Raw genomic sequence first — 21,674 nt, 5'->3', positions numbered from 1 at the left:
TGGTTGGACCACTCCGAGACGGCATAACAGGGAATGGTGAGAAATTTCATTAGCTAAAGCAATACATCATGTTTTAAAAACATACAAGGACCCTTTATATTAAGTACCAGTCCGTATCGTTGAGCGACTGTTCTGTCACGCCGACGGTGCGCGGCTCTACGCCTTTTAGCGAGGTCAGCGCGTTGCTCAGGTCCTGTAAATAGGGCCGCCTCGACAGGCTCCCGAACTTGAAAGGCTTGTTCGGCTGTACGCTCGCGTCCAGCGTCTCCTGGAGGGGCACGATCTCGACTTTGACATCCGTCATGGTCAGCGCCTTTTCCATGGCCTTGCGGAAATCGCCAATACAATAGGCTACCCTGTGCCTGTAGCAGTCCCGAGTCTTCTCCAGGTACCGGGCCAGCTTCTTACTCTCATTCCTCACGAACTCGTCCTTCACCGAGACCACGTTACACCGCCCCAGCATGAACTCGTAGTTCATGAACGGGTACTCCTCATCAAGCTCCCGGGGCGTGATGCCGCACGTGCCGAACGTGACGATATGCGTCTCTTCTGGCGTAAGGATGCTGAAGATGATGCGGTCGTACATCTTATGCGAGGGGCTCAGGTGGTAAGGCTTTACCTTGGCACACGGGACGAATACGCAAAAGTCCTTCTTCGGCGCCTCGTACGCTTCCGATAATATCCACTCGTTTGCCCGCAACATGTCCGGGTGGTTCAGGACACGCTCGCCCTTCATGGGCTCCGTGGAGCGCTCGTTTTCAGGTATTATCATGGGATGTAGAATAATCGGGCTCCGTCGATAAAACAGTTTCGTTACTGCGATTCAGCGAGCAGCCTGAACCGGCCCAGGCGGGGCTGGGCGTAGACTTCGAAGCGCTGTGTACTGTCGTTGCAGCTCAGCTCCACGGTATGCGTGTAGCGGCCCTTCCTGGAGATATGGTAATCGCCGGACTCCACGGTATTGAACTCGGTCTCCGGGTTAAAGATGATAACGTCCTTGTACTCGGAGTCGATGTACTCCCCGGTATTGGTAACAAGAAAACCGATCTTGACCTGGCCCCGCCTCTTCGGGATAAAATAGTAAAAGCTCCGGGTATCGCGGGTCGAGCCCACGATATATTTGCCGTCGCCTTCGGGAAGATACGTGTCCAGGGACATTGGACACATTTATACGTTGTATATATATAATTTTATGTCGATTAAGTTCCGATCTTTAGCGGCTCGCAAACCTGCTTGAGCGTCGCTATGGCGGACAGCGCCGCTAAAAAGCTCGTCTTGGGGTTAGTGTCCGAGGGTACGTTCTCGATCTTCGCGTGGAAGTCGCCGAACTCGCCCTTTACATGGATCTCGTGCACGTTGCGCGATATGGTGGGGTCGACCACGACCTTCACCATGGTTTTCTCGAATCCTACCCCTACCAGGCTAAGCGATGCCGCCACGTTCACGTTGGCCGGGAACTCCTTGATGGCGACCGCCGCCGGCCCCGAGAATATCTCGGTGGGAACGGTGAACTTATCGAGATCGAGGTCGTTCTTTATGACGAACGGGGCGCCCTTCAGGCCTTTAGCGGGCTTGCGGGTCGTGATGGTGACGCAGTCGATGCGCTTGATGGAGGCCGACTTCACCGCGTCCAGCCCGCCGATGGCGCCAGACGGCACGTGAATGTGGCAGTGGTTCTCTCTCGCGAGCGTCCTGAGCTCCTCGAGAAGCTGCTTATCGGAGAGCGCGCCGACGCTCATGATCATGACGCTCCGGGAATTTGACAGGGCCGCAACGGCCACTTCGCGTACGGCCGCCTGCGAGGCCGCCTCGACGACGATATCGCACTGCCTGACGAGCCTTTCCAGCGGCAGGACCTTCGGGTTCTGCTTGAGCGAGGCGGCGAACTCCCTGGCCTCGTCTACCTGGCGGTCCCATATGGCCACGAGCTTCGCCGGCACCGTGCCGTCGTCAATGGCGCGGGCTATCTCCTTGCCGATGGCCCCTGCGCCGACAATACCGATCTTGAACATGTTATCGCAAGTCTCTTAAATCTTGATTGCTCAAATGATTTACGGTGCTGTTGATGCTCACGGCTGGTGAACTGGACGCTTTCTTCGAGGAAGACCTGGGCGACGATGATGACTCTAATGGTATTGTGCCGGCTGTTGAGGCTCTGGGCCAGATCATTTGTAAGGAGGAGGGCGTGCTTGCAGGGCTTGAGGAGGCTTGCGCTGTGTTCAGGCACCTGGGGCTTTCCGTGGGGTCGGATCTTGTTGATGGGCAGCCTGTCCGTAAGGGTGACATTATCCTTGAGGCCCGGGGCAGCGCCAGGGACCTTATGCGGGGAGAGCGGCTTGCCCTGAATTTTTTGGGCCGCATGAGCGGCATAGCCACTCTTACGGCGAAGTGTGTCGGGCTTGCGCCTGGTGTGCGGGTCGCCGCGACACGTAAGACCACGCCGGGTTTCCGTAAATTTGAAAAGAAGGCCGTCAAGCTTGGCGGAGGGGACACGCACCGCTATGACCTGTCGTCGGCCGTGATGATAAAGGATAACCAGATCCGCATCATGGGCCTTGAAAACGCCATCAGGGAAGCGAAGAAGGTCGCCAGCTTTACCAAGAAGATCGAGGTCGAGGTCGAGTCGCTCGAGGATGCGGAGAAGGCCGCACGGGCCGGGGCCGACATCATCATGTTCGATAACATGAAGCCTGCGATGATAAAAAAGGGTGTTAAGATTGTGAAGTCCGTGGATGAGCGCATCCTGCTTGAAGCTTCGGGCGGCATCACGCTCTCGAATATTTCCGAGTATGCGAAGACTGGCGTGGATGTCATATCGCTGGGTGCCCTGACGCGGGATGCCCGGTGGCTTGACTTCAGCATGGACATTCAGCTATAGCTGATTATCGCTTACAGCTATGCAGTCGTATGCCCATCATTTTGATAATGAAATTTTCATTTTTAACGATGCAGTCTCGGCGTGTCCTCAACCACAGGGGCACGGAGAGCGCAGAGACACACAGAGATTTCCTATGAAAATGTCATGTTAAAGGGCTGACATAGAAGGTATTTCCATAATAGTACAAAATAGTCGTTTGAATCCAAAAGTCCATACAATTTTCATCAATTATGCACGAGCCTACGACTCATCGGCGTTTTTTTAAAAATTGAGGCTCAGAGGGCACGGAGTACGGGTTTATAACTGTCCTGAGGCACGGAGTAGTTAGAGGCACTGGCGAGGATAAACCGGTTAAATTGTTTATTGGTCAACCGTGCCTCGATAAGCTCTGTGCCTCAGGTAAGCCAATAAACCGGGCTTCGTGCCCTCTGAGTCTCAAATTATTAAATAAAAACTCTGTGAAACTCCGTGCGCTCTGCGTCTCTGTGGTTGAGGACACGCCAAGACTGCAAAGCATAATAAGAGCAAGAAAAATTACAACTTACGTCCAACAATAACCAGGTCTCTTTCAATACCATCAACCTCGGCAATTCCAGGATAATATCCCCATCTTTCGAAACCGAACTTTTCGAAGAGCCGGAGGCTCGGCACATTATGGGCGAAGATGAAGCCCATCAACGTCTTCAGCCCAAGCCCTGGACCCTGAGCGATAGCCCGCTCCAGCAGCATGCTCCCGATGCCCTTACAGCGATAAGCTTCAGATACGTAAACACTCACTTCGGCAGTCGCACGATAGGCGGGGCGCCCATAAAAAGACTGAAAGCTAAGCCAGGCCAGTATCCGGCCGTCATCCTCGACGACCCACAGAGGCCGAAACCCGGGGCTATGCTCCCTGAACCACGGCAGCCGGCTTTCGACGGTAACTGGCTCGATATCGGCCGTCACCATCCTGCCCGGCACGGTCGAGTTATAGATAGCTATGATGGCCGGAAGGTCGCCCTCCACCGCGTCCCTGACAAGCATATGGCTACAGCTAGGGCTGCAATCATAATGAAGCTATTCTTGCGGCTATAGCCGGCGTCCCATTACTAAGAGGTCCTTATCCGTGCCGCCCATGCGGGCGACGCCCGGCAGCTGGCCCCACCGTTCGAAACCTGAATCCTCGAACAGCCTGCGGGCCAGGTCATTGTCCGCGAGCATGTAACAGACTAAAGTATTCAGCCCCGACGACTTCCCGCAGGACATCGCCTTATCGAGCAACTCCTTGCCGATGCCCTTGCCCCGGGACTGGGGCTCCACGTAGATCTTCACTTTGCCTGTACGGTCGTAGGCCTCCCGGCCGTAGAACGGGCGCACGCTGAGCCAGCCCACGATACGGCCCGCGTCCTCGGCCACCAGTATAGGCTTACCCGTCGCCTTATGTTGCCGGAACCAGCCCGTGCTCCGCCTCACGGTCGTGGGCTGCATATTAGTCGACGACTTACCGTCATTGATCGACCCGTTATAGATATCGACAATAGCCGGAAGATCGCTTTCCGTCGCCTCTCTGATCCTCATAATTCCCCAAGAGAACGGGCAGCTTAAAGCAATAAAACAATAATGCAAAAAATTAACGAAAAAGAGAAAATAAATATTATTTAAGGGCTTCCAGGATGCTGTCCGTGTCGACATGCTCGGAAAACATCTTTTTCATGACCTCGATCTTCTGCGGGTTCTTGATACGGACACTCCGCATCAGCGCCTCCATCTTATCCACGAGAGTCATGGTGTCGTCCGGGAACAGTATCACCGGGATGCCCAGCTCTTCGGCACGGCCCAGGATGGGCGCGGTCGGGTACAGGTTGCCCGACAGGAGCAGGCATGGCGATCTGGCCTCGAGCGCTGCCATCTGCGTGTCGGCACGGTCACCCGCGGTGATGATGGCCCTATGAGGCTTTCTCCGGAATACCTTGATGGCGTTATCCAGGGACATGGCGCCCACGACGATGCCGTTCACGGACACGTCCAGGTTACCCTTCCCTGCAAGCACCTGGCCATGCAGGTCTTCGGCGATCTCGCCCGCTGTGACGCTCATGAGCGTCTTGTTCTGGGGGATGACGCCCAGCACCTTGACGTTCCGCTTCTCGAAGTAGGGTACGACCTTCTCCTTTACGAAATTGATGAAATGCGGGCCGATGTTGTTGAACACAATGCCCACGAGCTCGACGTCTTTGGGCATGAGCTTCATGTAGGTCACGATGCGATTAACAGCGAAATCATCGCAATAGCGGGCGACCAGCAGGATCTTGCTTCCCGTCATGCGGGCCACCTCGAAGTCGGACAGGCCGAGCACCGAGCCGCCGCTCATGTCTCCGGCGCCTTCCAGCACCACGATGTCCTTATCCTTGCTGATCTTCTCGAAGGTCGACTCAAGCTTCCCGGCCAGCGGCTTTTCCTTCCCCTCCAGCGTATCATCGAGCAGGCGATAGGTGAATAGTATGGGCGCCAGGTCTTGCAGGCTCTCGTCCAGCCCCAGGACACGCTTCATGGTCAGCGCATCGTCGTCGGTGAGTACGCCGTTGGAGTCGACGATGATGTTGCCCACGGGCTTCATGTAGCTGATCTTGTAGTCGTTGTCCTTGAGTTTCATTGCCAGCGCCATGGTCACGGCGCTTTTACCGGAGTATAGCTCCGGGGAGCTTATCATTATCGAACGCATTCGTCTTCCCCTATAGTAGACATGTGATAGTCTGTATGTATGTGGCTCTTATCTAACTTAAAATTACCTAATGATTAAATATGATAATTCTTTACATATAATTCTTGCCGTTTTGTATACTATGTAATAACCATTAAGCATTTATGCCTTTGGAGCATTTTTTTCACAAACATATTTTCAGGCGTGTTCATTATGATGGTCAGGACCACGTATCACGTTGAGGCGGAGACGAAGCCTCTTGATGTTGTCGCAAAAGAGATCGCGGCCGAGCAGTCTACAGGCACCTGGACGAACGTACCGGCAGAGAGGGAAGTGCATGAGAAGGTCGGAGCGCGGGTCGTCAGCGCGGAGAACAATACAGTCGTCATCGACTTCCCCGAGGAGATCTTCGAGCCCACCAACATTCCGCAGATCCTATCCGTCGTGGCAGGTAACCTGTACGGCCTGGGCGGCCTCAAGGCGCTACGGCTGGAGGACGTGGACTTTGATCCACTGGTAAAATACTATAAGGGCCCTGTCTTTGGAATAAAGGAGGTCAGGAAGTACCTGGGCGTATATGACAGGCCCCTGGTAGGCACGATCATAAAACCTAAAGTGGGGCTGAGCCCGAAGCGCACGGCGGAGGTCGCCGAGCAGGCGGCGCTGGGCGGGCTGGACCTGATCAAGGATGACGAGACACTGACGGACCAGGCATTTTGCCCGCTGGAGGAACGCCTGACGGCTGTCATGGACAAGCTCGATAAGGTGAAGAAAGTCGTAGGCAAGCCGTGCCTGTATGCGGTAAACGTGACTACGGGCGCAGACAAGATCGTCGAAAGGGCCGAACGCGCAAAAGAGCTGGGCGCCAACATGATCATGGTCGACATCCTGACGGCGGGCTTTTCCGCCATACAGGCCATCAACGAGGCGAACATCGACCTGCCCATCCACGTCCACCGGACGATGCACGGTGCCCTTACGCGAGGCCCGTTCGGCATTTCCATGCCGGTCATCTCGAAACTGACGCGCATGGTAGGCGGCACGAACCTGCACATCGGCACCTACAGCGGCAAGATGGAGCATAACGTCTGCGACATCGACCGCTCGAGGGATATTTTGCGGCAGCCCTGGGACAATTTCAAGCCCATGTTCCCGGCAGTATCGGGCGGCATTTACCCGCAGCTATTAAAGCCGAACCTGGACTGCTATGGCATCGACTGCATCCTGCAGGCAGGCGGCGGCATTCACGGCCATCCCGAGGGGACCGTCGCCGGCGCGAAGGCCATGTTCCAGGCCGTGGAGGCGTGGAAGGAGAACGTCCCGCTGGAGCAGTACGCTAAAACTCACCATGAGCTCGCGGTAGCCCTGAAAAAGTGGGGCCCCTCTCAGTAACTTTTTTTATCCTTTACTATTTTATCCCGAAAAGTACCCCTTACCAATAAATTTACGTATTTTATCGTCATATTAAATGAAACCGACTATAAAATTCATAAGGATAGTCGTAATTAGAAATGATTTGGAGTTGAATGGGGTATGATGGGACGTATCTTAATAGTTTACGATACGAAAGGCGGCACTACCTGGGAGATCGTCCAGTGGATAAGGGAAGGCGCCGCAGCTAAGGGCGCACGCGTCGACGTGAAGAGCCCGAATGCTGTCACGTCCCTCGATTATGACCTCATTGTCGTGGGAAGCCCTATCTATAATGACCGGCCCATGAGAAGCATACGGAATTTTCTCGAAGGTAAGGGCCTGCATAATAAGAAGGTGGCCATATTCGTCGTCTGTTTCGCAGGCATCTTCGGCATGAGGAATTTCATGGTGAGGAAATACCTGGACGACCTGCAGGAGGACTGCGACGGCGTCGTGATAAAGACGACCTCGTTCGACAGCGCAATGGGGCCCTGGAGGAAAATTAACAGGGACGTGTGCATCGATTTCGGCAAGGAGCTGGCTTCGCTGCCGCCGGGCAGGGCCGCGGCCGCGGAGACGGCCTGACTTTTTTTTATCGCCCGATGATCTTACGAACGAACGGCTTCGCCACATAGACGGCGCCCTCGGGGCATAGCTCCTGGCAGCAGTAGCACCGGATGCATTTGCCCTGGTCGATGACCGGGGCGGCGCCCTTTGTGAACTTCATGGCTTTCGGCGGACAGTCCCGGGCGCAGATGCCGCACTTCACGCATCTCGATACATCGATCCTGGGGCGATTTGAGACCAGGCGCCTGGCGGCATTGAGCAGCACCGGCGGGATGCGCTCCATGGACATGGTCGGCGGCTTCTTGAAGTCCTTGATGATAAGCGGCTCTACCGGGCAGCCGTATACCGTAATTTCCTTGAGCGCGCCCGGGCCGATGCCTCGCTCATGCGCTAGTTTCACCGTAGGCACCTTCAATGGCTCGAACCCGGCAATCGTCGTAGCGACAAAGTCGAGCGCCGTGCAGCTTTTACTGGCCAGTATGAGGCCAATGCTCCGGGGAGAGCCGTGCTGCGGGCCCGCGCCCTCCATGCCGACTATGGCGTCCATGATCGTTATATCCGGTTTCCTGGCCTCGTGAATGTCCAGGAGCAGCCCGGCGAACATGTTCACGTCCCTGGCAGTATGGAGGTGATACTCGGTCTTTGTGATCCCCGGCAAATAGCCATAGAGCATCTTGATAGCGCCCGTAAAATAGGCCAGCGTATGCGTCTTCAGCTTAGGGAGGCTGATGATGACGTCGGCGTCCACGACGGCTTTCGCCAGCTTCAGCTTTTTAAAGGACCTCGCGCTCTCCGTAATGACCTCGACGGTCTCATCATCGAAGCGCGCCGCCTCGCAGCCCGTCTCATCGATGACCTGCTGTATGCCGGTGGTCTTCAGCAGCGACTTATACGAGGTGCCTGTGCTCCGGCCTCCGGGAGAATCACCTACGATGGGCACGGCGCCGAGCTCCTGCACCATACGCACGACCGCCTTCACGACGGACGGGTGCGTGGTAACGGCCGCCTCCGGCGGCTTTGCGGCCAGCAGGTTTAGCTTGATGAGCACCCGGTCGCCTTTCTTCACGACGCTGCCTAAGCCACCCAGAGGAGCGAGGCTCTCTTCGATAGATTTTTTGACCAGCGTATCATCATATGAGTCGCATCTGGCGATAGTAACTTCATAAGCCATAGGTAACGCTTGTCCGGATAAGTGCGGTAAGTTTAAATTCTTTTTCCGTGAAACGGCGAAAGTTATATTTGACGATGAGCGAAACATAAGCATGCTAACGTGTAGCAATGAGGCACTACTAATGACCGTAAAATTCGACAAGAGGGTCACGGGGATCAACATCTCGGGCATCCGCAAGATGTTCGAGGGCGCCGGGCCCGGAGCTATCAATCTCGGCCTTGGACAGCCGGACTTCGATACGCCGGAGCACATCAAGGCGGAAGCCATCAAGGCCATCGAGGAGGGCTTTACCGGCTATACCGGCAACATGGGCATACCCGAGCTGAGGGAAGCCCTGGTAGCCAAGTTCAAGAACGAGAACGGGCTGAGCTACTCGCCTGCCCAGATCCTGGTCACTTCGGGCGCCAGCGAGGCGCTCCACATCGCCATCGAGGCCTTATGCGGCAAGGGCGACGAGATCCTTGTCCCCGACCCCGGGTTCCTCTCGTATTCGGCGCTCGCGACCATGGCGGATGCGACGCCGGTGCCGGTCCCCCTGGGCGAGACATTGCGCTATGACCCTGAAATGGTCAAGAAATATATCACTAAAAATACCAGGGCGATCGTGCTTAATTCGCCGTCGAACCCGACCGGCGCCGTCCAGACGCCCGCCGAAATAAAGGCCATCGTGGAGATCGCTCTCGATAAGGGAGTGACTGTCATTTCGGACGAGGTCTACGAGCACTTCATCTACGGGGGGGTCCACGAGAGCCCGGCGAGGTACGGGGATAACGTCATCACCATCAACGCCGCGTCGAAGACCTACGCGATGACCGGCTGGAGGCTGGGGTACCTTGCCGCCGGCCCGGATTATGTCGACCAGATGCTTAAGGTCCACCAGTACGTGCAGGCGTGCGCCTGCTCCATCTCGCAGCGTGCCGCATGGGCTGCCCTTACGGGGCCCCAGAACTGCGTGACCATCATGCGGGACGAGTTCCGGCGCCGCCGCGACTATCTTATTGGTGAGTTACACGCTATGGGCGTTGAGTGTGTCATGCCCCAGGGTGCCTTCTATGCCTTCCCCTATGTGGGCGACGAGCAGGCTAAGGTCATGGAGCTGTTGAAGAAGGGCGTCATCACCACGCCGGGGAGCTCATTCGGCGAGCATGGTAAGGGCTTCATCCGGATGTGCTATGCGACGTCGATGCCTAACCTGCAGAAGGCTGTCGGCATCATGAAGACCGTGCTATAATTACCTTTTTTAATCTTTTTGCTTAGACTATACTATGTTTCCTGTCGGCGCTGATTTGTTCGGTCGGTATCACGAACATCACCAAAGGAAATAAGCCACGAATTTTTCTTTTTAGATTTTTCTCACGAAGCCTCTAAGCCTCGAACTCACCGTCAATGCCCGAACTCTCTAATACACAGGGCAGTGCTCTAAGTCTCTAACGCGCTAACCCGAAACGAAGGCTCTAAGGCTCTAAATCACGTTTGAAACGCTAAACAGTGGAGCACGAACACTCTAAAAGCCCGGTCGTTCCCCATTAAGTTAATATGTAATAGATTGGTGTCGTTGGCGTTTTAGCCGAGCCTTAGAGGGTTAGTGCTATGTCGTTTAGCGTTTCGAACGTGCATTCGAGTTTTCGAGCTTTCTTTTCGGGTTTGAGGCTTCGGGCGTTCGGGCACTGCCCTGTGTATTAGAGAGCTCGGGCATTGACGGTGAGTTCGAGGCTTAGAGGTTTCGTGAGAAAAAATTAAAAAAGAAAATTCGTGCGTTAATTCCTTTGGAGAGGTTCGTGATACCGACCAAACTGTTTTTTAAAAGCATACCTTGTAAGCAATTAGAGAGTATTATATGCAAATCTCGAATACTTCTAAACATTTTTTATCGTACCGCTTAGCCACGCCTCCGGCGTGATGCCCGTGAAGCGCCCGTTATCCAGAACCCGGCCCATCATGAGGTCACGATAATAGCGACACCATCCGGTCACCGGCGACTGCACGTAGCCATGAGACCCGCCGCCGTCAGCGTTAAATTGAGGCATCGGGAAACCCCTGCTCTCGTAAAAATCGCAGACGCCGTGGAGCCATTCGTGCAGCCATACCTCACCAACACGAGGCACATCCCAGGAAGACGGGTCAGCATTTGCAATGCTGCAATACGTGCCGCCGCCAGGGATGTGCCCGGGGCCTATAGCTAGCCCCCAGCCTCCCGAGGGGATATGGCATCCATTTGCGTTCTGGGGCCAGAAGACGAAGACAGAGTCGTAATCACGGGCATACCGGGATAGCTCGGGAGCTACATCTCCGGGCGACGGCCAGTAGTTGGGCCCGCCCATGTGCGTGAGGCTCGTCAACGGGCGAGACACGGGCCTGACGTCATATGAAATGTCCACGAGGCCGCAGGAGCACTCCCTGGCCAGCGCAGGGAGATGGCTCAAGGACCATTCGGCTTTTTGGACCTCGGCAGGCGCCATTTTATATTCAAAACAAATTGTCCTTCCAAAGGAGCCTTTAAATCGCACGTCGATACGATCGTAGACCATGCACAGGATGCGCCATCGGGAGGGCGAAGCGGGCCACTTTCTAACAGCCTCAATAAGATCGGACCGGAACATGATCATTTAGCCTTAAAGGGAACCTTGACGAGGGCCGGCGTGTAGTGTTCCATGATGGGTAGCGGTATACGGTACGGGTCGATCGAGATAGAAGGGATCGCTGTCGGCTTCTTCTTATCCTTCGCCTTCTCCATTGAGCCCGAATAGGCCGCTAAGAATAAGAGCCCTATAATGACAGTTAACGCAAGTAGTATAACTAAAAGCTTTCTTTTCATCGCCCGTCCCCCTTAATACAATGCAGCGTATGTTTAAAACCGTTGGCGACTACAATTAGCCTCAGAGGACGCCCTGCCGGTATTTTTCATCCCTGCAGGCCTTAACCTTAAGGACGTCACGCTCTTTTTCCTTAGTCTCGAGCATCACATCGAAATCCAGGCCGCTAAGCTGATCGACGTAGTCCCAGAAATCGGCCGGGTCGACCGGCAGGTGCGTGCCATCTCGGCCCCGGATCGTAGAATAATGCAGCACAGGGGATGTCGAGGCGCCATTCCAGGTATCGAGAAAAGAGGATACTATCTCACGGGGCGGCAGGCCCCGCTCCATCGGGTTGACACGATAGTGCGCAACGTCGAAAAGCAATGGTATACCCGTTTCCCTGTTGATATGCAACAGCTCATCTACGGTGCCCAGCTTGCCGGCGTGCTCCTCGTTCTCGAGGCGGAGCATCTTGAAAACAGGCTCCTCCAGTTCAAGCACATTCCGGATGAAACGCTCCATGGAGCTTGTCCGGTCCCCATAAACGCCGCCGGCATGTATCTCGATATGGTTCCCGCCTCCGGCATAGTCGTCGTAAAGCTGCAGGCAGTGCAGCTCTTTAATAGCGTTATCCAGCACTTCGGGCTTTGGGGTATTAAGTATACAATAATAGGTCACGTGAAAGCAGGTCCGGATATCCAGTTCCTTAAATAGCCGGCCCAGCATGGCCGCCTTATCCCGGGCAGCCTCCAGCGACTCGACGCTTTCATGGGGGCTGATGTTGGCGGGAATACGATAGAAGTCAATTCCAAGGCTATTCACATACCGTGCCACAGTGACGAGGCGGTCCATAGACTGGCCTGCGCTCGTCTTACTGGTGACAGGTAACAGCTTTTTATCGTACGGGATGGCGGCGAACCCGATCCTCATGGCCGTTTAGCTCACAGTCTATCTTGACGCCCCTACAACGGTACCAGAACAGACAGTCGAGGCATACCGGGCTGATCGTATTCGAAGCTGGCGGATGGATGGTAATCGCCGGTAAGCTAGTTCTTGTGTATATATCGCATGCCTCCTTTGTTTTAAAGCATCATTTACGGCGACATGCTTAGAAATGCGCCAAATATCCAGCGGGAAACAGCATGGTCAATAGGGAAAATGACGGGCTTAGCTCCGTCCCCCTTTACGCCCGATCTCCTCGTAGAAATGTTCGCCGTGGCGTACCGCCGTGCTGCGCCCGCCTTTGGCGCCGATCTCGCGGTGGAAGTCGTCGCCATAGCGCTGTTTGGCTGTCCTGGCGGCCTTTTTCCCTCCTTCTACTCTACCTGGGTCCTTTAAACCTGCCATATACTCACCCGGCTAATATTCTCGGGCATGACAGGATAACCTTTACCTATGGATTGAACGGTTAAAATAAGCGTTAATATGGAAGATTTCACGCACCCGGCATAACCAAAAACTTGAAAATAGTTCAGCCGTATAGGGTTAGTAATCTATGCGTGCGCTGGAACTGGATAGTGATAACCTTATTATTGGCGGGGGCCTGGCCGGCCTCATCGCGGCGATGCGCCTCCGGGGCAGCACCATATTGCTGTCGGGCGGCCTTGGCGCCACCGCCGTCTCCAGCGGCGTCTTTCATCCTGCAGGGAGCGATCCGGGCGCGGAGGACTGGTTTTTACGTATGATGGCCGGCAGCTACGTGAAGGGCGGGTGCCTGACCATAACGGGCGCGACCCGCAGCGGCCTCGTTCCGGCGTCCGCAGCCTGCGAAGGCTCCCCCGCCCGAATTTCCATTAACGAGGACAGGCCCGGCTTCAGGCGGATCAATTTTATGGAGGGGCGTTCGTTCCAGGAGATGGCACGAGTACTGGATAACGATGACGAGGCTGCCGACTTGTTGATCGATACGCTGTCTGCCGTTAAGGCAGGCGATCTGCTCGTGCCGCCAGTGTTAGGCATCGATAGGGCGGCCTATGTGCGCGACAAGGTCAGCCGGTCTCTGGGAGTCAAAGTAAACGAGTATGTGACGGCCCCCTCCGTACTGGGCCTCCGGCTGATACAGGCCTTGAGAAAAAAGGCGGCATGTAATGAGAGATCGCAGATACTGGACACCGTGAAGGCAGAGCGCATCGTCGACGGGCGCGTAGAGGGCGTAATGGGCACGAAGGGCAGGCGCACTATCAGCGTTCACGGCGATAACCTGTTCATCGCGACAGGAGGCCCGATGACCGGTTTTATAACGGATGGCGACAGGATGTTCGAGCCGCTGACCGGTGCCACAGTGACCAGGGATTTCGAGGGGGACCTCAACGATCAGTTCTTTTCGGAGCACCCGCTCATGTTCAAGGGCATCGAGCACGAGCTATACGTCCACGGGTTCGACAACGTGCGCGTGATCGGCGCCGCATCCTGCGGCTACGGCCTCTATGAGGCACTGAAAAGTGGATACCACGCGGGTGACGGCCTTGAGTAGGAAGTGCATCAAGTGCGGCGTCTGCGAGATGGTCTGCCCCTCGACGCTGAGCCCTCTGCGGCTTATCGACAACAAGCGCTCGAGGAACCAGCCACTACCCGAGGCGCTCGACTGCACGACGTGTAACGCGTGCGTCGCAGCCTGCCCCATGGGGGTCCACATCACCAAGTCCATTGAAAAGATGAGGGACTACTTCAAGACGCCAGGGTACGGCGAGACGCTGTATAACATTTCCACGTATGGAGCTTCAATCGTGCCCGAGGGCCGGCCGAAACCGAACCCACGGCCATGCAAGACCGCCTACTTTGCCGGATGTCTCACAGGTTACCGCCTGCAGCATATCTCGGACGCGGTGACAAAAACGCTCGACCACATGGGCATCGAATTCACCCGTATCGATGAGCGCTGCTGCGGCTCTCCTTTAAACAGGATCGGGCGATTCGACCTGGCCCGGGAGATGCTCGAGAAGAACCTTCGGCAGTTCAGGGAGCTGGGAGTGGAGACGATCGTCACGTCATGCCCGGGATGCACGTCCACACTGCTGGAGTACCAGGAAGAGTTCGACGTCTGCCATTACCTTGACCTGTACGATTCGTATGATATTTATGGGGCTTTACATAAGGAGCCTTACCGTGCCACGCTCCAGTACCCCTGCCACCTGTACAGGAACGTTTCCCCCTACACGATGAAAGTCGCGGAAAATATCCTGAAAAAGATGTGCGAATACGTGCCCCTCGAAGAGGCGGAGCGCTGCTGCGGCGCGGGCGGTGGAGTGAGAAGGAACGATATCGGGCTGGCCAGAATGCTCAAAAAGAGAAAAGCGGACGATATAAGGCGATTAGCTCCGGACGTCGTGGCAGTCGCCTGTCCCCAGTGCAGCATACAGCTTTCAGAGGATGCCCGCGCAGAAGACCTTTCTATTTTAGTGGCGCGCAACCTCAGGCTTATAGCGTGAGGAGCGACCTCAGGCTGATCCAGTGAGTATTTCCTCACGCCGGAAAACGCCGACGCTCGCCTTTATCAAGAACAGGTCAGCGACGCCTATGGCGATGCTGATGAGCAGCAGCAGGTCGATCGTCAGGGACATGTAGCCGAACAATTCCAGTATGAAGACGCTCATGAGGGGGATGATGAACACGGCGCTGATCTGCTGGGCAGCCCGTATGTCGCTCATCCGGGACGAGACGACGATGGACATGTACACGGACATGACGGCGAGCAGCGGCGCCGTCACCGTTAAGGCGATAAGCCATAGCACGTCGGGGACGACAGGATATCCGAATATCGAAAAGGTCACCGTATCCACCAGCAGCGCATATATGATGAACGAGAGCCAGGTGATGGCCATCGAGGGGATGACGGCGGCCAGCGTCTTGCCCATCAGGATATCCCGGGTCGACACGGGGGTGGCGAGCAGAGGCTCCAGGGTGCCGCACTTTTTTTCGCCGACGATGCTATAGGAGGAAATGACCGTGGGGATAACGGCGGGCATCATGAGGTAAAATGAGAGGTTGCTCTGGATGATGAACGCGACAAGGATCTGCCGGGGCTCCATGCCTTCGGACCCCGCGACAAGCCCTTTAAACGTGGCGACATCGGCCGCAGTGACGTTCGGCGGGAGGGCGAAAAGATAAATGAGCGGTATGACGATGGAAAACACCAACGGGAAGCTGGCCATGGTGGTCAGTATATACTTGTTCCTGAAGACTTCTTCCAGCTCTTTTTTAATGATCGTGACGATGTCAATGCCCAACCCGGTCACCCACGAGCTTGATATACGCTTCCTCCAGCGTGTGCCTCTGCTCTCCCACGTACTGGATACGGCCGCCGGCGCCCACGATAGTGCTGACGATGTCGGCAACATCGGCGATGTCGGCGTTATCGGTCTCCGGGTCATTGACGTCGATGACGAGCTCGTTTCCCTCGCTTTCTACGCGGCGGACGCTGTCCATCCCGTGGATGATGGAGGCCATGCGGTCGCTGAGGCGCTCTAGGCGGATGACCACGCGCCGCCCGTATGCCGAATACTTGATCTTCTGGGGCGTATCCGCCTTCAGGATGCGCTTATCGATGATGGCGATGCGGTCGCAAAGCCGCTCGGCCTCGTCCAGGTTATGGGTGCAGAGGAAGATGGTCCTGCCGCCGGCTTTAAGGGATCTAATGGAATCCCTCACGATCCGGGCGGATTCCGGGTCGAGGCCGGACGTGGGCTCGTCCATGAACAGGATCCGGGGCTCGTGGACCAGGCAGCGGGTGAGGGCCAGTTTCTGGCGCATTCCCCTGGAAAAGCCGGCCACGCGTGAGTTCCGTACGTCCCACAGGTCGAACAGGCGCAGGTAATAGTCGATATTTCGCTGTGCCGTCTTCCGCTCCATATGGTAGAGGTCCGCGTAAAAACGTAAATTCTTATACACGCTCAGCTCATCGTAAAAGCCCGACGTCTCGGTGAGTATGCCTACCATGCCCCGGATCTCCCGGGCCATCACAGGGTCGTAGACGTCTCTCCCGCAGACGTAAGCCGTCCCGCCGGTCGGCCGGATCAGGCAGGCCAGCATGCGCACCGTGGTCGTCTTGCCGGCGCCGTTCGGCCCGAGCAGGCCGAATACCTCGCCCTCGCCGACCTGGAGGTCGATAGAGTCTACGGCAGTAAAACCATTAAAACGGCGGCAAAGGCTGCGTGCCTCGATCATCAGATCGGACATAGTGTACAGGTAAATTATAAATTTTTATTATATATAAACCAATGCCGCTTATTACTCAACGGATTAGCCGGTAAAGTATAATAAAAGGCTTTTACGCCGGGGCCCCCATCCCAACACGAAAAGAGTTATATGAGATAATGCCGTTATCGCAGTGAAAGGCATGATGAGGTCACCATTGTACTGGTCCGGAAGCGTTTACCACGCCGGCCTATGGCTGATGCACGGCAAAGGCATCGACAGGCGCTGCCGGTATATCGCCGGCATGCTGGGCGAAAGCGTCGTGGACGTCGGCTGCGGTACAGGCATTCTTGCGGACTATATTCCCCCGGGAAGAAAATATCTCGGCATCGACCTGAACGAGAGATTTCTCCGGTACGCGCAAAAGAAGGGCAGGAACGTAATGCTCCAGGACGCTCTCACGTTCGACCACTATTCGGAATACGATGCGTGCGTCATTATGGACCTGCTGCACCACATCAATCCAAGGCATAAGGAATTCGTCGAGCGGGTCCTGAGCGATGTCAGGAAGCGCGTTATCATCTGCGAGCCGTTCGAAGTGCCGGACAGGAACCCGATCGCGAAAAGCCTCGTGAGGATCATCGATGCCGACGGCACCAATACGCCCGAGGACTGGATGGATAAGGAGTCGCTGCTCGAGTTCTATAACAGCTTCGGGCCGAAGAGCGTGGTCAATATGGGCCAGGCTATGATCGCGGTTTACGATAAAACCTGATGGTCAGCTATTTTTTAAATTCTTTACATCAGGTAAAAAATAAAGACTCTTCCGCGGTTTTGGGATGAATATTTTTTATTCTTTTCTAGTTATGCCGTCGTTGAGTGGTCCAACCACAGGGGCACGGAGCGCACAGGAGTTACACAGAGTTTTATTTTAATAATTTGAGACTCAGAGAGCTCAGAGGCCGGTTTATTAGTTTGCCTGGGGCACAGAGTTTATTGAGGCTCGGTTGACCAATAAACAATAATGCGGGTTTATCCTCGGCAGTGCCTCTTTCAACTCCGTGCCCCGGGAAAGTTATAAACCCGTCCCCTGTGCCCTCTGGGTCTCCATTTATAAGAAAACTCCGTGAAACTCAGCGCTCTCCGTGCCCCTGTGGTTGGGCCACTCAACGACGGCATAACATAAAAACGAGCGAAGGCATCAGCCAAAGCAATATATCATCCCAAAAACGCACAAGAACCAAAATAAAAGAAAAAATGGTTTTTATGCAGCTTTCACGGCCTTGTCAGCCTGCACCAGGCCCGAGCCCGTGGCATCCTTGCCCCAGGAGTACGTGTACCAGCCCTGGGCCGGGGATATGTCCCATACGATGGCGGAGCCGGGCTTAATGGACAATGCCGTAGACTTTAATATGCTCTCGACCTGTGCCTGGTCGAGCGACGGGTCCTTCTGGAGCATCAGCGCCAAGACGCCTAGCGCTGCTATTAAAATAGTCAGTATAGCTTTCCTCACAAGATATGCCCCTTGTATAGCTAATAATAAGACAGTAAGTCATTATCTCTAATATATTTTTCATCATGGTCTATATCGAGCAAAAGCCTTTATGCAGCGCAAGGCAATATTATTGTTCAGTGATACAATGGCGGAAGCAACAGTCGAAGAAAAGATCGCCAGCTATATAAGCGGTAACGTAAAGCGAAAGCAGATACTCGACGTGCTCCACAAAAACGGCAGCGAGACTTTCGATAGCCTGAGGAAGCTTACGAGAACGCCAAAGTTGATGCTGGAGAAAGTGCTTAAGGACATGGAGGAGAAGGACGTCATCGTACGGGATGGTGACACCTTCACTCTGACGGAGAATGGCAAGAAAGCGGCGAACGTTTTGCCGAAGCAGTCCACCAGGTCTGGTAGCTCGAGGTTCGATGCGAATATTCGCCGGGAGATATGACCTTTAAAAATTTTATTCGATAGTTTTTTTCTTTGGGGGCCTGCCCCGCCTCTTTTTTTCGCCCGCCGGCTTTGATCTTTTACCCTGGATGCCGATCAGCCCGAGCTTCATGTCCCACAGCAGGTCGTGAGCGTCGGCCAGATGGCGCTCCATCTCTTTGGCTTTAGAATATAGTTTGTCATCTTTCCTTATCAGGTCGAAGCTTACTTCCAGGTCGGGCAGGTTATTTGAAATTTTCCGGGATAGCTCGAGAGAGTTTTCCAGAGAGCGTTTCATAATTCCTTAATTTATTTCTCAAGGGATATAAATACAACCATCCGGTAAACGTATGATATATTCCGTTGATTTCGGAATTATGGTAAAAATACAGGCCTGATGCTTAAGAGGTACCCCGATAATATAACAAAAGTGCTGGGATCCGGATTCGAACCGGAGAACCTCTACAGGAACAGATCTTGAGTCTGTCGCCGTTGACCTGACTTGGCTATCCCAGCATTACAAAAACCATTTTCGCCTTCCGGCTTTCCCCAATTTGGGCTTTCGTGTATTTAAATTTATGGTCTTGTCCCGCATGGGCAAAACCGGTAATATGCGCAGTTAAGGCAAGCAGTCCGGCGTTATTTTATTTGATAATGCTTTTTAAAGCGGCGGACAAATTCTTTATTATGGCATACATCAAGCTACTCGACGTACCACTAAAATGCTCGCAGTGCGGCGTTACCAGGGTAGCGCTGGGCATGGGCCAGAACACGTCCCTCAGGAGCCGCCTCGACGGTGAACTGCCCACGGTAACGTACGACGACAGGTGCCCGGACTGCGGCACGCATATGGATATCGACGAGAGCCTCAGAGGAAGGTAAACCCAAAAATCGTATCGCAGAACGCTTAAATTAATTCAAACTTTTAATCGATATTTTGAATCCTTAATTTTCACGTTCTAACTGCACTTTTGCACACGAACCTATTAGGTTGAGCCAATAGTATCCCACGTTTAGAGGAGGGTAATACAATGAGAACAAACTTTTTAGGAATAATGGCAACCCTGGCCCTGGTCTGCCTGGCCTTCGCCGGCATGTCCAGCGCAAACCTGGTATCGACCTCGTTCGGGTTCCCGGTGATCGTGCAGAGTGGCAATACTTCTGCTTTCAACCAGGACACTGCGTTCGCTACGGACTTCGAGACGGTTAACATAGACTTCCCGATCTTTAGCGACGGCACCACGCTCGGCTCCACTGTCGGTGACGTCGCCCTGGATGGAGTCAGCGTAAGCGGTTCATCCAACGTGCTGCCTTTTGGCCCGGTGAACCTGGCATTCCCGTCCATTAGCCAGACGGTCGAGCAGACCCAGGAAGTCACGCACACCGACTTCGCGCAGACCAACGAGTTCGCTGAGTTCTCGTACCCGTTCGTTGGCGTCGGCGATGTATCGCTGCCGGGCTTCGGCTTCGGGTGGTAGATAAAAGCCCTTACTCAACTACTCTCCCCTTTTAAACAACCCACTCAGTAAAAACGCTTTTTTTATTTTTTAATCGCTTGACCAAGAATGAAACAGGATACGTCCAATAAATTGTTTTAAACCTTTAAGGGCTAGTTAAAAATCAATAAATTGACCTTAAAGATGTGTATAAAGTCACTAATTTATTAGTAAATGTCTACCGTACTCTTCTATCTGAGGAGGGTAATATTATGTTAAAAAGACTAGTATTGACTGCACTTACTATCGGGCTCATCGCGTTCCTGGCGATGCCGTCCCATGCGTCCCTCGTGCCCATGTCCTGGGGTTTCCCGTCCATGGTCGAGAAAAATTCGCTGACGAGCTTCCAGTCGATGTTCCAGGAGGCTACCGACGTGGAATCGGCCGAGATCTCGTTCCCGTCGACCCTGAGTAGCTGTACGAGTAGTCTCGGGTTCTCGTTCCCCACGATCCTGCAGAACGCCGACGCGACGAGCACGCTGAGCCAGATCGCTTTCCAGAACCAGGAGCAGTTCGCCCAGTTCGCCTACCCGTGGCTGAGTATCGGCGGCTCGCCGGTGCCTTCGATGGGCTTCATGTAAGCGGCGCTACGCCCGGAATGTGCTTCGGTGGTCGGGGCGGGCTTCTTGGGGGCCTACCCTCGCCATACCTTATTTTATTAGAGGTTATCGTTGATTATCTGCCTATAAGCTTTTAGAATCGCCCGGGTTTTAAGCCCGCTAAGAAGAGCAAGTCCCCGAAGACTATTTCGAGCCCGAAGATCGCGAAGCTTGCGCAAAGACCGCGAAGACTAACTATAAAAAAGATAAATATAGGATTTTTACCTTATTAATTTAAATTTAGGCGCTACCTTTGTGAGCCTGGTATCTTACATTTAAAAAAATCTTACTGAATCTCTGTGATGTCGCCACTAGTTCCGTGTTCGCTTTTTTAATCGATCTGATTCGATGCGTCTCACGTACGGCCCTTCGGTTTCAGACACGAAGACACAAAATTCTTTTTAGATTTTACGAACACTAAATCATGAAGGCACTGTAAACACAATTAAGTCATGAAACCATGAAACCCCTATTAAGCGAATTAGAACACCAAGGCCACGGCTATCAAGACACGAACGAACGACTTAAGCCACGAAGTGCCACAAAAATAAGACAAATAGATTAACTATTGTTATAGCGGGCGTTGTTAAGGTTAAAAATCTTAACCGGTAATGATCTGGTAAGCAGGCGAATGGAAGCTGGTATGGCGTTTACTTTTTGTCTTAGTTTGGTGGCACTTCGTGATTTACGTCATTCGTTCGTGTCTTGATAGCCGTGTTTTAGCGGCTTAATTCGCTTAATAGAGGCTTTGAGTTTTCATGGCTTAATTGTGTTTACAGTGTCTTCACGATTTAGTGTTAAAACTCTAAAAAAGAAATTTGTGTCTTCGTGTTGTAAAACCGAACCATCCCAGCGAAAGACGCTAACAAGGATATACTATTGCAAAACAAATACGTAACTACTGGTCGTGCCTTTGTGGTTCAAAACCATGACGCTGTAAGTCTGTCGCAAACTATGAACAGTAAAAGGAAAATAAACCATAGTACAGGGTAGTGAGATAACTGACAACATTAGTTAT

26 protein-coding genes and 1 tRNA gene are annotated in these 21,674 nt (G+C 53.9%); 11 read left to right on the top strand and 16 right to left on the bottom strand.

Going from position 1 to position 21,674, the window contains the following annotated elements:
• Positions 1-94: 94 nt before the first annotated feature.
• Genes MCP_RS05710 through MCP_RS05700 form a run of 3 tightly spaced genes read right to left on the bottom strand, consistent with a single transcriptional unit; the run spans position 95 to position 2,012 of the window.
• A complete protein-coding gene (locus MCP_RS05710) occupies positions 95-772 on the bottom strand; it encodes a DUF5591 domain-containing protein (RefSeq protein WP_012899874.1) in 678 nt (225 codons plus the stop codon).
• A 41-nt stretch (positions 773-813) separates the two neighbouring features.
• Positions 814-1,158 carry a hypothetical protein gene (locus MCP_RS05705; protein ID WP_128859953.1) on the bottom strand — a complete coding sequence of 115 codons (345 nt, stop codon included), beginning with the start codon at positions 1,156-1,158 and terminating at the stop codon, positions 814-816.
• A gap of 41 nt (positions 1,159-1,199) precedes the next feature.
• Positions 1,200-2,012, bottom strand: a complete 813-nt coding sequence (locus MCP_RS05700; protein ID WP_012899872.1) for an aspartate dehydrogenase — start codon at positions 2,010-2,012, stop codon at positions 1,200-1,202.
• A gap of 53 nt (positions 2,013-2,065) precedes the next feature.
• Between MCP_RS05700 and nadC the strand changes: the two genes are divergently transcribed.
• Entirely contained in the window at positions 2,066-2,878 is an 813-nt protein-coding gene (gene nadC / locus MCP_RS05695) for a carboxylating nicotinate-nucleotide diphosphorylase (RefSeq protein ID WP_012899871.1), read from the top strand.
• Between the two features lie 534 nt (positions 2,879-3,412).
• Here the strand turns inward: nadC and MCP_RS05690 are convergent.
• The 3 genes from MCP_RS05690 to MCP_RS05680 all read right to left on the bottom strand — a co-directional run bounded on the left by MCP_RS05690 (position 3,413) and on the right by MCP_RS05680 (position 5,576).
• Positions 3,413-3,901: a GNAT family N-acetyltransferase gene (locus tag MCP_RS05690; RefSeq protein WP_012899870.1), complete on the bottom strand. Its 489-nt coding sequence runs from the start codon at positions 3,899-3,901 to the stop codon at positions 3,413-3,415.
• A gap of 45 nt (positions 3,902-3,946) precedes the next feature.
• Positions 3,947-4,435 (bottom strand): GNAT family N-acetyltransferase, encoded by a 489-nt coding sequence (locus tag MCP_RS05685; RefSeq protein ID WP_012899869.1) that lies wholly within the window; start codon positions 4,433-4,435, stop codon positions 3,947-3,949.
• Between the two features lie 76 nt (positions 4,436-4,511).
• A complete protein-coding gene (locus MCP_RS05680) occupies positions 4,512-5,576 on the bottom strand; it encodes a phosphotransacetylase family protein (protein ID WP_012899868.1) in 1,065 nt (354 codons plus the stop codon).
• A gap of 192 nt (positions 5,577-5,768) precedes the next feature.
• On the opposite strand from MCP_RS05680, the gene MCP_RS05675 reads away from it, so the two are divergent.
• Together MCP_RS05675 and MCP_RS05670 are read left to right on the top strand one after the other, a co-directional pair.
• Entirely contained in the window at positions 5,769-6,947 is a 1,179-nt protein-coding gene (locus MCP_RS05675; protein ID WP_128567054.1) for a RuBisCO large subunit C-terminal-like domain-containing protein, read from the top strand.
• Positions 6,948-7,088: 141 nt separating this feature from the next.
• On the top strand, positions 7,089-7,553 hold the full coding sequence (locus MCP_RS05670) for a flavodoxin domain-containing protein (RefSeq protein ID WP_012899866.1): 465 nt from the start codon (positions 7,089-7,091) through the stop codon (positions 7,551-7,553).
• A 7-nt stretch (positions 7,554-7,560) separates the two neighbouring features.
• Here MCP_RS05670 and MCP_RS05665 read toward each other — a convergent pair whose 3' ends face one another.
• On the bottom strand, positions 7,561-8,706 hold the full coding sequence (locus MCP_RS05665; protein WP_012899865.1) for a DUF362 domain-containing protein: 1,146 nt from the start codon (positions 8,704-8,706) through the stop codon (positions 7,561-7,563).
• Positions 8,707-8,827: 121 nt separating this feature from the next.
• On the opposite strand from MCP_RS05665, the gene MCP_RS05660 reads away from it, so the two are divergent.
• Positions 8,828-9,937: a pyridoxal phosphate-dependent aminotransferase gene (locus MCP_RS05660; RefSeq protein WP_012899864.1), complete on the top strand. Its 1,110-nt coding sequence runs from the start codon at positions 8,828-8,830 to the stop codon at positions 9,935-9,937.
• A gap of 625 nt (positions 9,938-10,562) precedes the next feature.
• On the opposite strand, the gene MCP_RS05655 is transcribed toward MCP_RS05660, so the two are convergent.
• From MCP_RS05655 to MCP_RS05640, 4 genes are all read right to left on the bottom strand, one after another.
• On the bottom strand, positions 10,563-11,306 hold the full coding sequence (locus tag MCP_RS05655) for a hypothetical protein (protein ID WP_128859952.1): 744 nt from the start codon (positions 11,304-11,306) through the stop codon (positions 10,563-10,565).
• A 2-nt stretch (positions 11,307-11,308) separates the two neighbouring features.
• On the bottom strand, positions 11,309-11,521 hold the full coding sequence (locus tag MCP_RS05650) for a hypothetical protein (RefSeq protein WP_012899862.1): 213 nt from the start codon (positions 11,519-11,521) through the stop codon (positions 11,309-11,311).
• Positions 11,522-11,582: 61 nt separating this feature from the next.
• Positions 11,583-12,431, bottom strand: coding sequence for a UV damage endonuclease UvsE (locus MCP_RS05645; protein WP_012899861.1), 849 nt, complete (start codon positions 12,429-12,431; stop codon positions 11,583-11,585).
• Positions 12,432-12,668: 237 nt separating this feature from the next.
• Positions 12,669-12,848, bottom strand: a complete 180-nt coding sequence (locus tag MCP_RS05640) for a hypothetical protein (RefSeq protein WP_012899860.1) — start codon at positions 12,846-12,848, stop codon at positions 12,669-12,671.
• Between the two features lie 148 nt (positions 12,849-12,996).
• On the opposite strand from MCP_RS05640, the gene MCP_RS05635 reads away from it, so the two are divergent.
• Entirely contained in the window at positions 12,997-13,974 is a 978-nt protein-coding gene (locus MCP_RS05635; RefSeq protein WP_012899859.1) for a hypothetical protein, read from the top strand.
• Positions 13,958-14,929 carry a (Fe-S)-binding protein gene (locus MCP_RS05630; RefSeq protein ID WP_394296151.1) on the top strand — a complete coding sequence of 324 codons (972 nt, stop codon included), beginning with the start codon at positions 13,958-13,960 and terminating at the stop codon, positions 14,927-14,929. Before MCP_RS05635 ends, MCP_RS05630 begins: the two co-directional genes overlap by 17 nt.
• 9 nt (positions 14,930-14,938) lie before the next feature.
• Here the strand turns inward: MCP_RS05630 and MCP_RS05625 are convergent, their stop codons facing one another.
• Positions 14,939-15,736 carry an ABC transporter permease subunit gene (locus MCP_RS05625; RefSeq protein ID WP_231845175.1) on the bottom strand — a complete coding sequence of 266 codons (798 nt, stop codon included), beginning with the start codon at positions 15,734-15,736 and terminating at the stop codon, positions 14,939-14,941.
• Positions 15,717-16,676, bottom strand: a complete 960-nt coding sequence (locus MCP_RS05620; protein WP_231845174.1) for an ABC transporter ATP-binding protein — start codon at positions 16,674-16,676, stop codon at positions 15,717-15,719. The genes MCP_RS05625 and MCP_RS05620 overlap by 20 nt, the downstream gene beginning before the upstream one ends.
• Before the next feature lie 160 nt (positions 16,677-16,836).
• On the opposite strand from MCP_RS05620, the gene MCP_RS05615 reads away from it, so the two are divergent.
• A complete protein-coding gene (locus MCP_RS05615) occupies positions 16,837-17,409 on the top strand; it encodes a class I SAM-dependent methyltransferase (RefSeq protein ID WP_012899855.1) in 573 nt (190 codons plus the stop codon).
• Positions 17,410-17,898: 489 nt separating this feature from the next.
• Here MCP_RS05615 and MCP_RS05610 read toward each other — a convergent pair whose 3' ends face one another.
• A complete protein-coding gene (locus MCP_RS05610) occupies positions 17,899-18,147 on the bottom strand; it encodes a hypothetical protein (RefSeq protein ID WP_012899854.1) in 249 nt (82 codons plus the stop codon).
• A gap of 127 nt (positions 18,148-18,274) precedes the next feature.
• On the opposite strand from MCP_RS05610, the gene MCP_RS05605 reads away from it, so the two are divergent.
• Positions 18,275-18,583, top strand: coding sequence for a hypothetical protein (locus MCP_RS05605; RefSeq protein WP_193763067.1), 309 nt, complete (start codon positions 18,275-18,277; stop codon positions 18,581-18,583).
• A 12-nt stretch (positions 18,584-18,595) separates the two neighbouring features.
• Here the strand turns inward: MCP_RS05605 and MCP_RS05600 are convergent, their stop codons facing one another.
• Together MCP_RS05600 and MCP_RS05595 are read right to left on the bottom strand one after the other, a co-directional pair.
• Positions 18,596-18,859 (bottom strand): hypothetical protein, encoded by a 264-nt coding sequence (locus MCP_RS05600; protein ID WP_012899852.1) that lies wholly within the window; start codon positions 18,857-18,859, stop codon positions 18,596-18,598.
• Between the two features lie 133 nt (positions 18,860-18,992).
• Positions 18,993-19,077 (bottom strand) — tRNA-Leu (locus tag MCP_RS05595).
• A gap of 171 nt (positions 19,078-19,248) precedes the next feature.
• Between MCP_RS05595 and MCP_RS05590 the strand changes: the two genes are divergently transcribed.
• The 3 genes from MCP_RS05590 (at position 19,249) to MCP_RS05580 (ending at position 20,638) form a co-directional block, all read left to right on the top strand.
• A complete protein-coding gene (locus MCP_RS05590; protein ID WP_128859951.1) occupies positions 19,249-19,443 on the top strand; it encodes a hypothetical protein in 195 nt (64 codons plus the stop codon).
• A 173-nt stretch (positions 19,444-19,616) separates the two neighbouring features.
• Entirely contained in the window at positions 19,617-20,039 is a 423-nt protein-coding gene (locus MCP_RS05585; protein WP_231845173.1) for a hypothetical protein, read from the top strand.
• 230 nt (positions 20,040-20,269) lie between these two features.
• A complete protein-coding gene (locus MCP_RS05580; RefSeq protein ID WP_128859950.1) occupies positions 20,270-20,638 on the top strand; it encodes a hypothetical protein in 369 nt (122 codons plus the stop codon).
• Positions 20,639-21,674 lie beyond the last annotated feature (1,036 nt).

It is taken from the genome of Methanocella paludicola SANAE, from assembly GCF_000011005.1.
In the GTDB taxonomy this organism is placed as follows: Archaea; Halobacteriota; Methanocellia; order Methanocellales; family Methanocellaceae; genus Methanocella; species Methanocella paludicola.
Note: the sequence above shows the minus strand (reverse complement) of the source record. Positions and strands in the feature narration are given on the sequence as shown.

What these genes read in the sequence shown, in the direction of transcription:
- MCP_RS05710 (WP_012899874.1), bottom strand. Translation starts at nt 772, where the DNA reads ATGATAATACCTGAAAACGAGCGCTCCACGGAGCCCATGAAGGGCGAG.
- MCP_RS05705 (WP_128859953.1), bottom strand. Translation starts at nt 1,158, where the DNA reads ATGTCCCTGGACACGTATCTTCCCGAAGGCGACGGCAAATATATCGTG.
- MCP_RS05700 (WP_012899872.1), bottom strand. Translation starts at nt 2,012, where the DNA reads ATGTTCAAGATCGGTATTGTCGGCGCAGGGGCCATCGGCAAGGAGATA.
- nadC (WP_012899871.1), top strand. Translation starts at nt 2,066, where the DNA reads ATGCTCACGGCTGGTGAACTGGACGCTTTCTTCGAGGAAGACCTGGGC.
- MCP_RS05690 (WP_012899870.1), bottom strand. Translation starts at nt 3,901, where the DNA reads ATGCTTGTCAGGGACGCGGTGGAGGGCGACCTTCCGGCCATCATAGCT.
- MCP_RS05685 (WP_012899869.1), bottom strand. Translation starts at nt 4,435, where the DNA reads ATGAGGATCAGAGAGGCGACGGAAAGCGATCTTCCGGCTATTGTCGAT.
- MCP_RS05680 (WP_012899868.1), bottom strand. Translation starts at nt 5,576, where the DNA reads ATGCGTTCGATAATGATAAGCTCCCCGGAGCTATACTCCGGTAAAAGC.
- MCP_RS05675 (WP_128567054.1), top strand. Translation starts at nt 5,769, where the DNA reads ATGATGGTCAGGACCACGTATCACGTTGAGGCGGAGACGAAGCCTCTT.
- MCP_RS05670 (WP_012899866.1), top strand. Translation starts at nt 7,089, where the DNA reads ATGATGGGACGTATCTTAATAGTTTACGATACGAAAGGCGGCACTACC.
- MCP_RS05665 (WP_012899865.1), bottom strand. Translation starts at nt 8,706, where the DNA reads ATGGCTTATGAAGTTACTATCGCCAGATGCGACTCATATGATGATACG.
- MCP_RS05660 (WP_012899864.1), top strand. Translation starts at nt 8,828, where the DNA reads ATGACCGTAAAATTCGACAAGAGGGTCACGGGGATCAACATCTCGGGC.
- MCP_RS05655 (WP_128859952.1), bottom strand. Translation starts at nt 11,306, where the DNA reads ATGTTCCGGTCCGATCTTATTGAGGCTGTTAGAAAGTGGCCCGCTTCG.
- MCP_RS05650 (WP_012899862.1), bottom strand. Translation starts at nt 11,521, where the DNA reads ATGAAAAGAAAGCTTTTAGTTATACTACTTGCGTTAACTGTCATTATA.
- MCP_RS05645 (WP_012899861.1), bottom strand. Translation starts at nt 12,431, where the DNA reads ATGAGGATCGGGTTCGCCGCCATCCCGTACGATAAAAAGCTGTTACCT.
- MCP_RS05640 (WP_012899860.1), bottom strand. Translation starts at nt 12,848, where the DNA reads ATGGCAGGTTTAAAGGACCCAGGTAGAGTAGAAGGAGGGAAAAAGGCC.
- MCP_RS05635 (WP_012899859.1), top strand. Translation starts at nt 12,997, where the DNA reads ATGCGTGCGCTGGAACTGGATAGTGATAACCTTATTATTGGCGGGGGC.
- MCP_RS05620 (WP_231845174.1), bottom strand. Translation starts at nt 16,676, where the DNA reads ATGTCCGATCTGATGATCGAGGCACGCAGCCTTTGCCGCCGTTTTAAT.
- MCP_RS05615 (WP_012899855.1), top strand. Translation starts at nt 16,837, where the DNA reads ATGATGAGGTCACCATTGTACTGGTCCGGAAGCGTTTACCACGCCGGC.
- MCP_RS05605 (WP_193763067.1), top strand. Translation starts at nt 18,275, where the DNA reads ATGGCGGAAGCAACAGTCGAAGAAAAGATCGCCAGCTATATAAGCGGT.
- MCP_RS05600 (WP_012899852.1), bottom strand. Translation starts at nt 18,859, where the DNA reads ATGAAACGCTCTCTGGAAAACTCTCTCGAGCTATCCCGGAAAATTTCA.
- MCP_RS05590 (WP_128859951.1), top strand. Translation starts at nt 19,249, where the DNA reads ATGGCATACATCAAGCTACTCGACGTACCACTAAAATGCTCGCAGTGC.
- MCP_RS05585 (WP_231845173.1), top strand. Translation starts at nt 19,617, where the DNA reads ATGGCAACCCTGGCCCTGGTCTGCCTGGCCTTCGCCGGCATGTCCAGC.
- MCP_RS05580 (WP_128859950.1), top strand. Translation starts at nt 20,270, where the DNA reads ATGTTAAAAAGACTAGTATTGACTGCACTTACTATCGGGCTCATCGCG.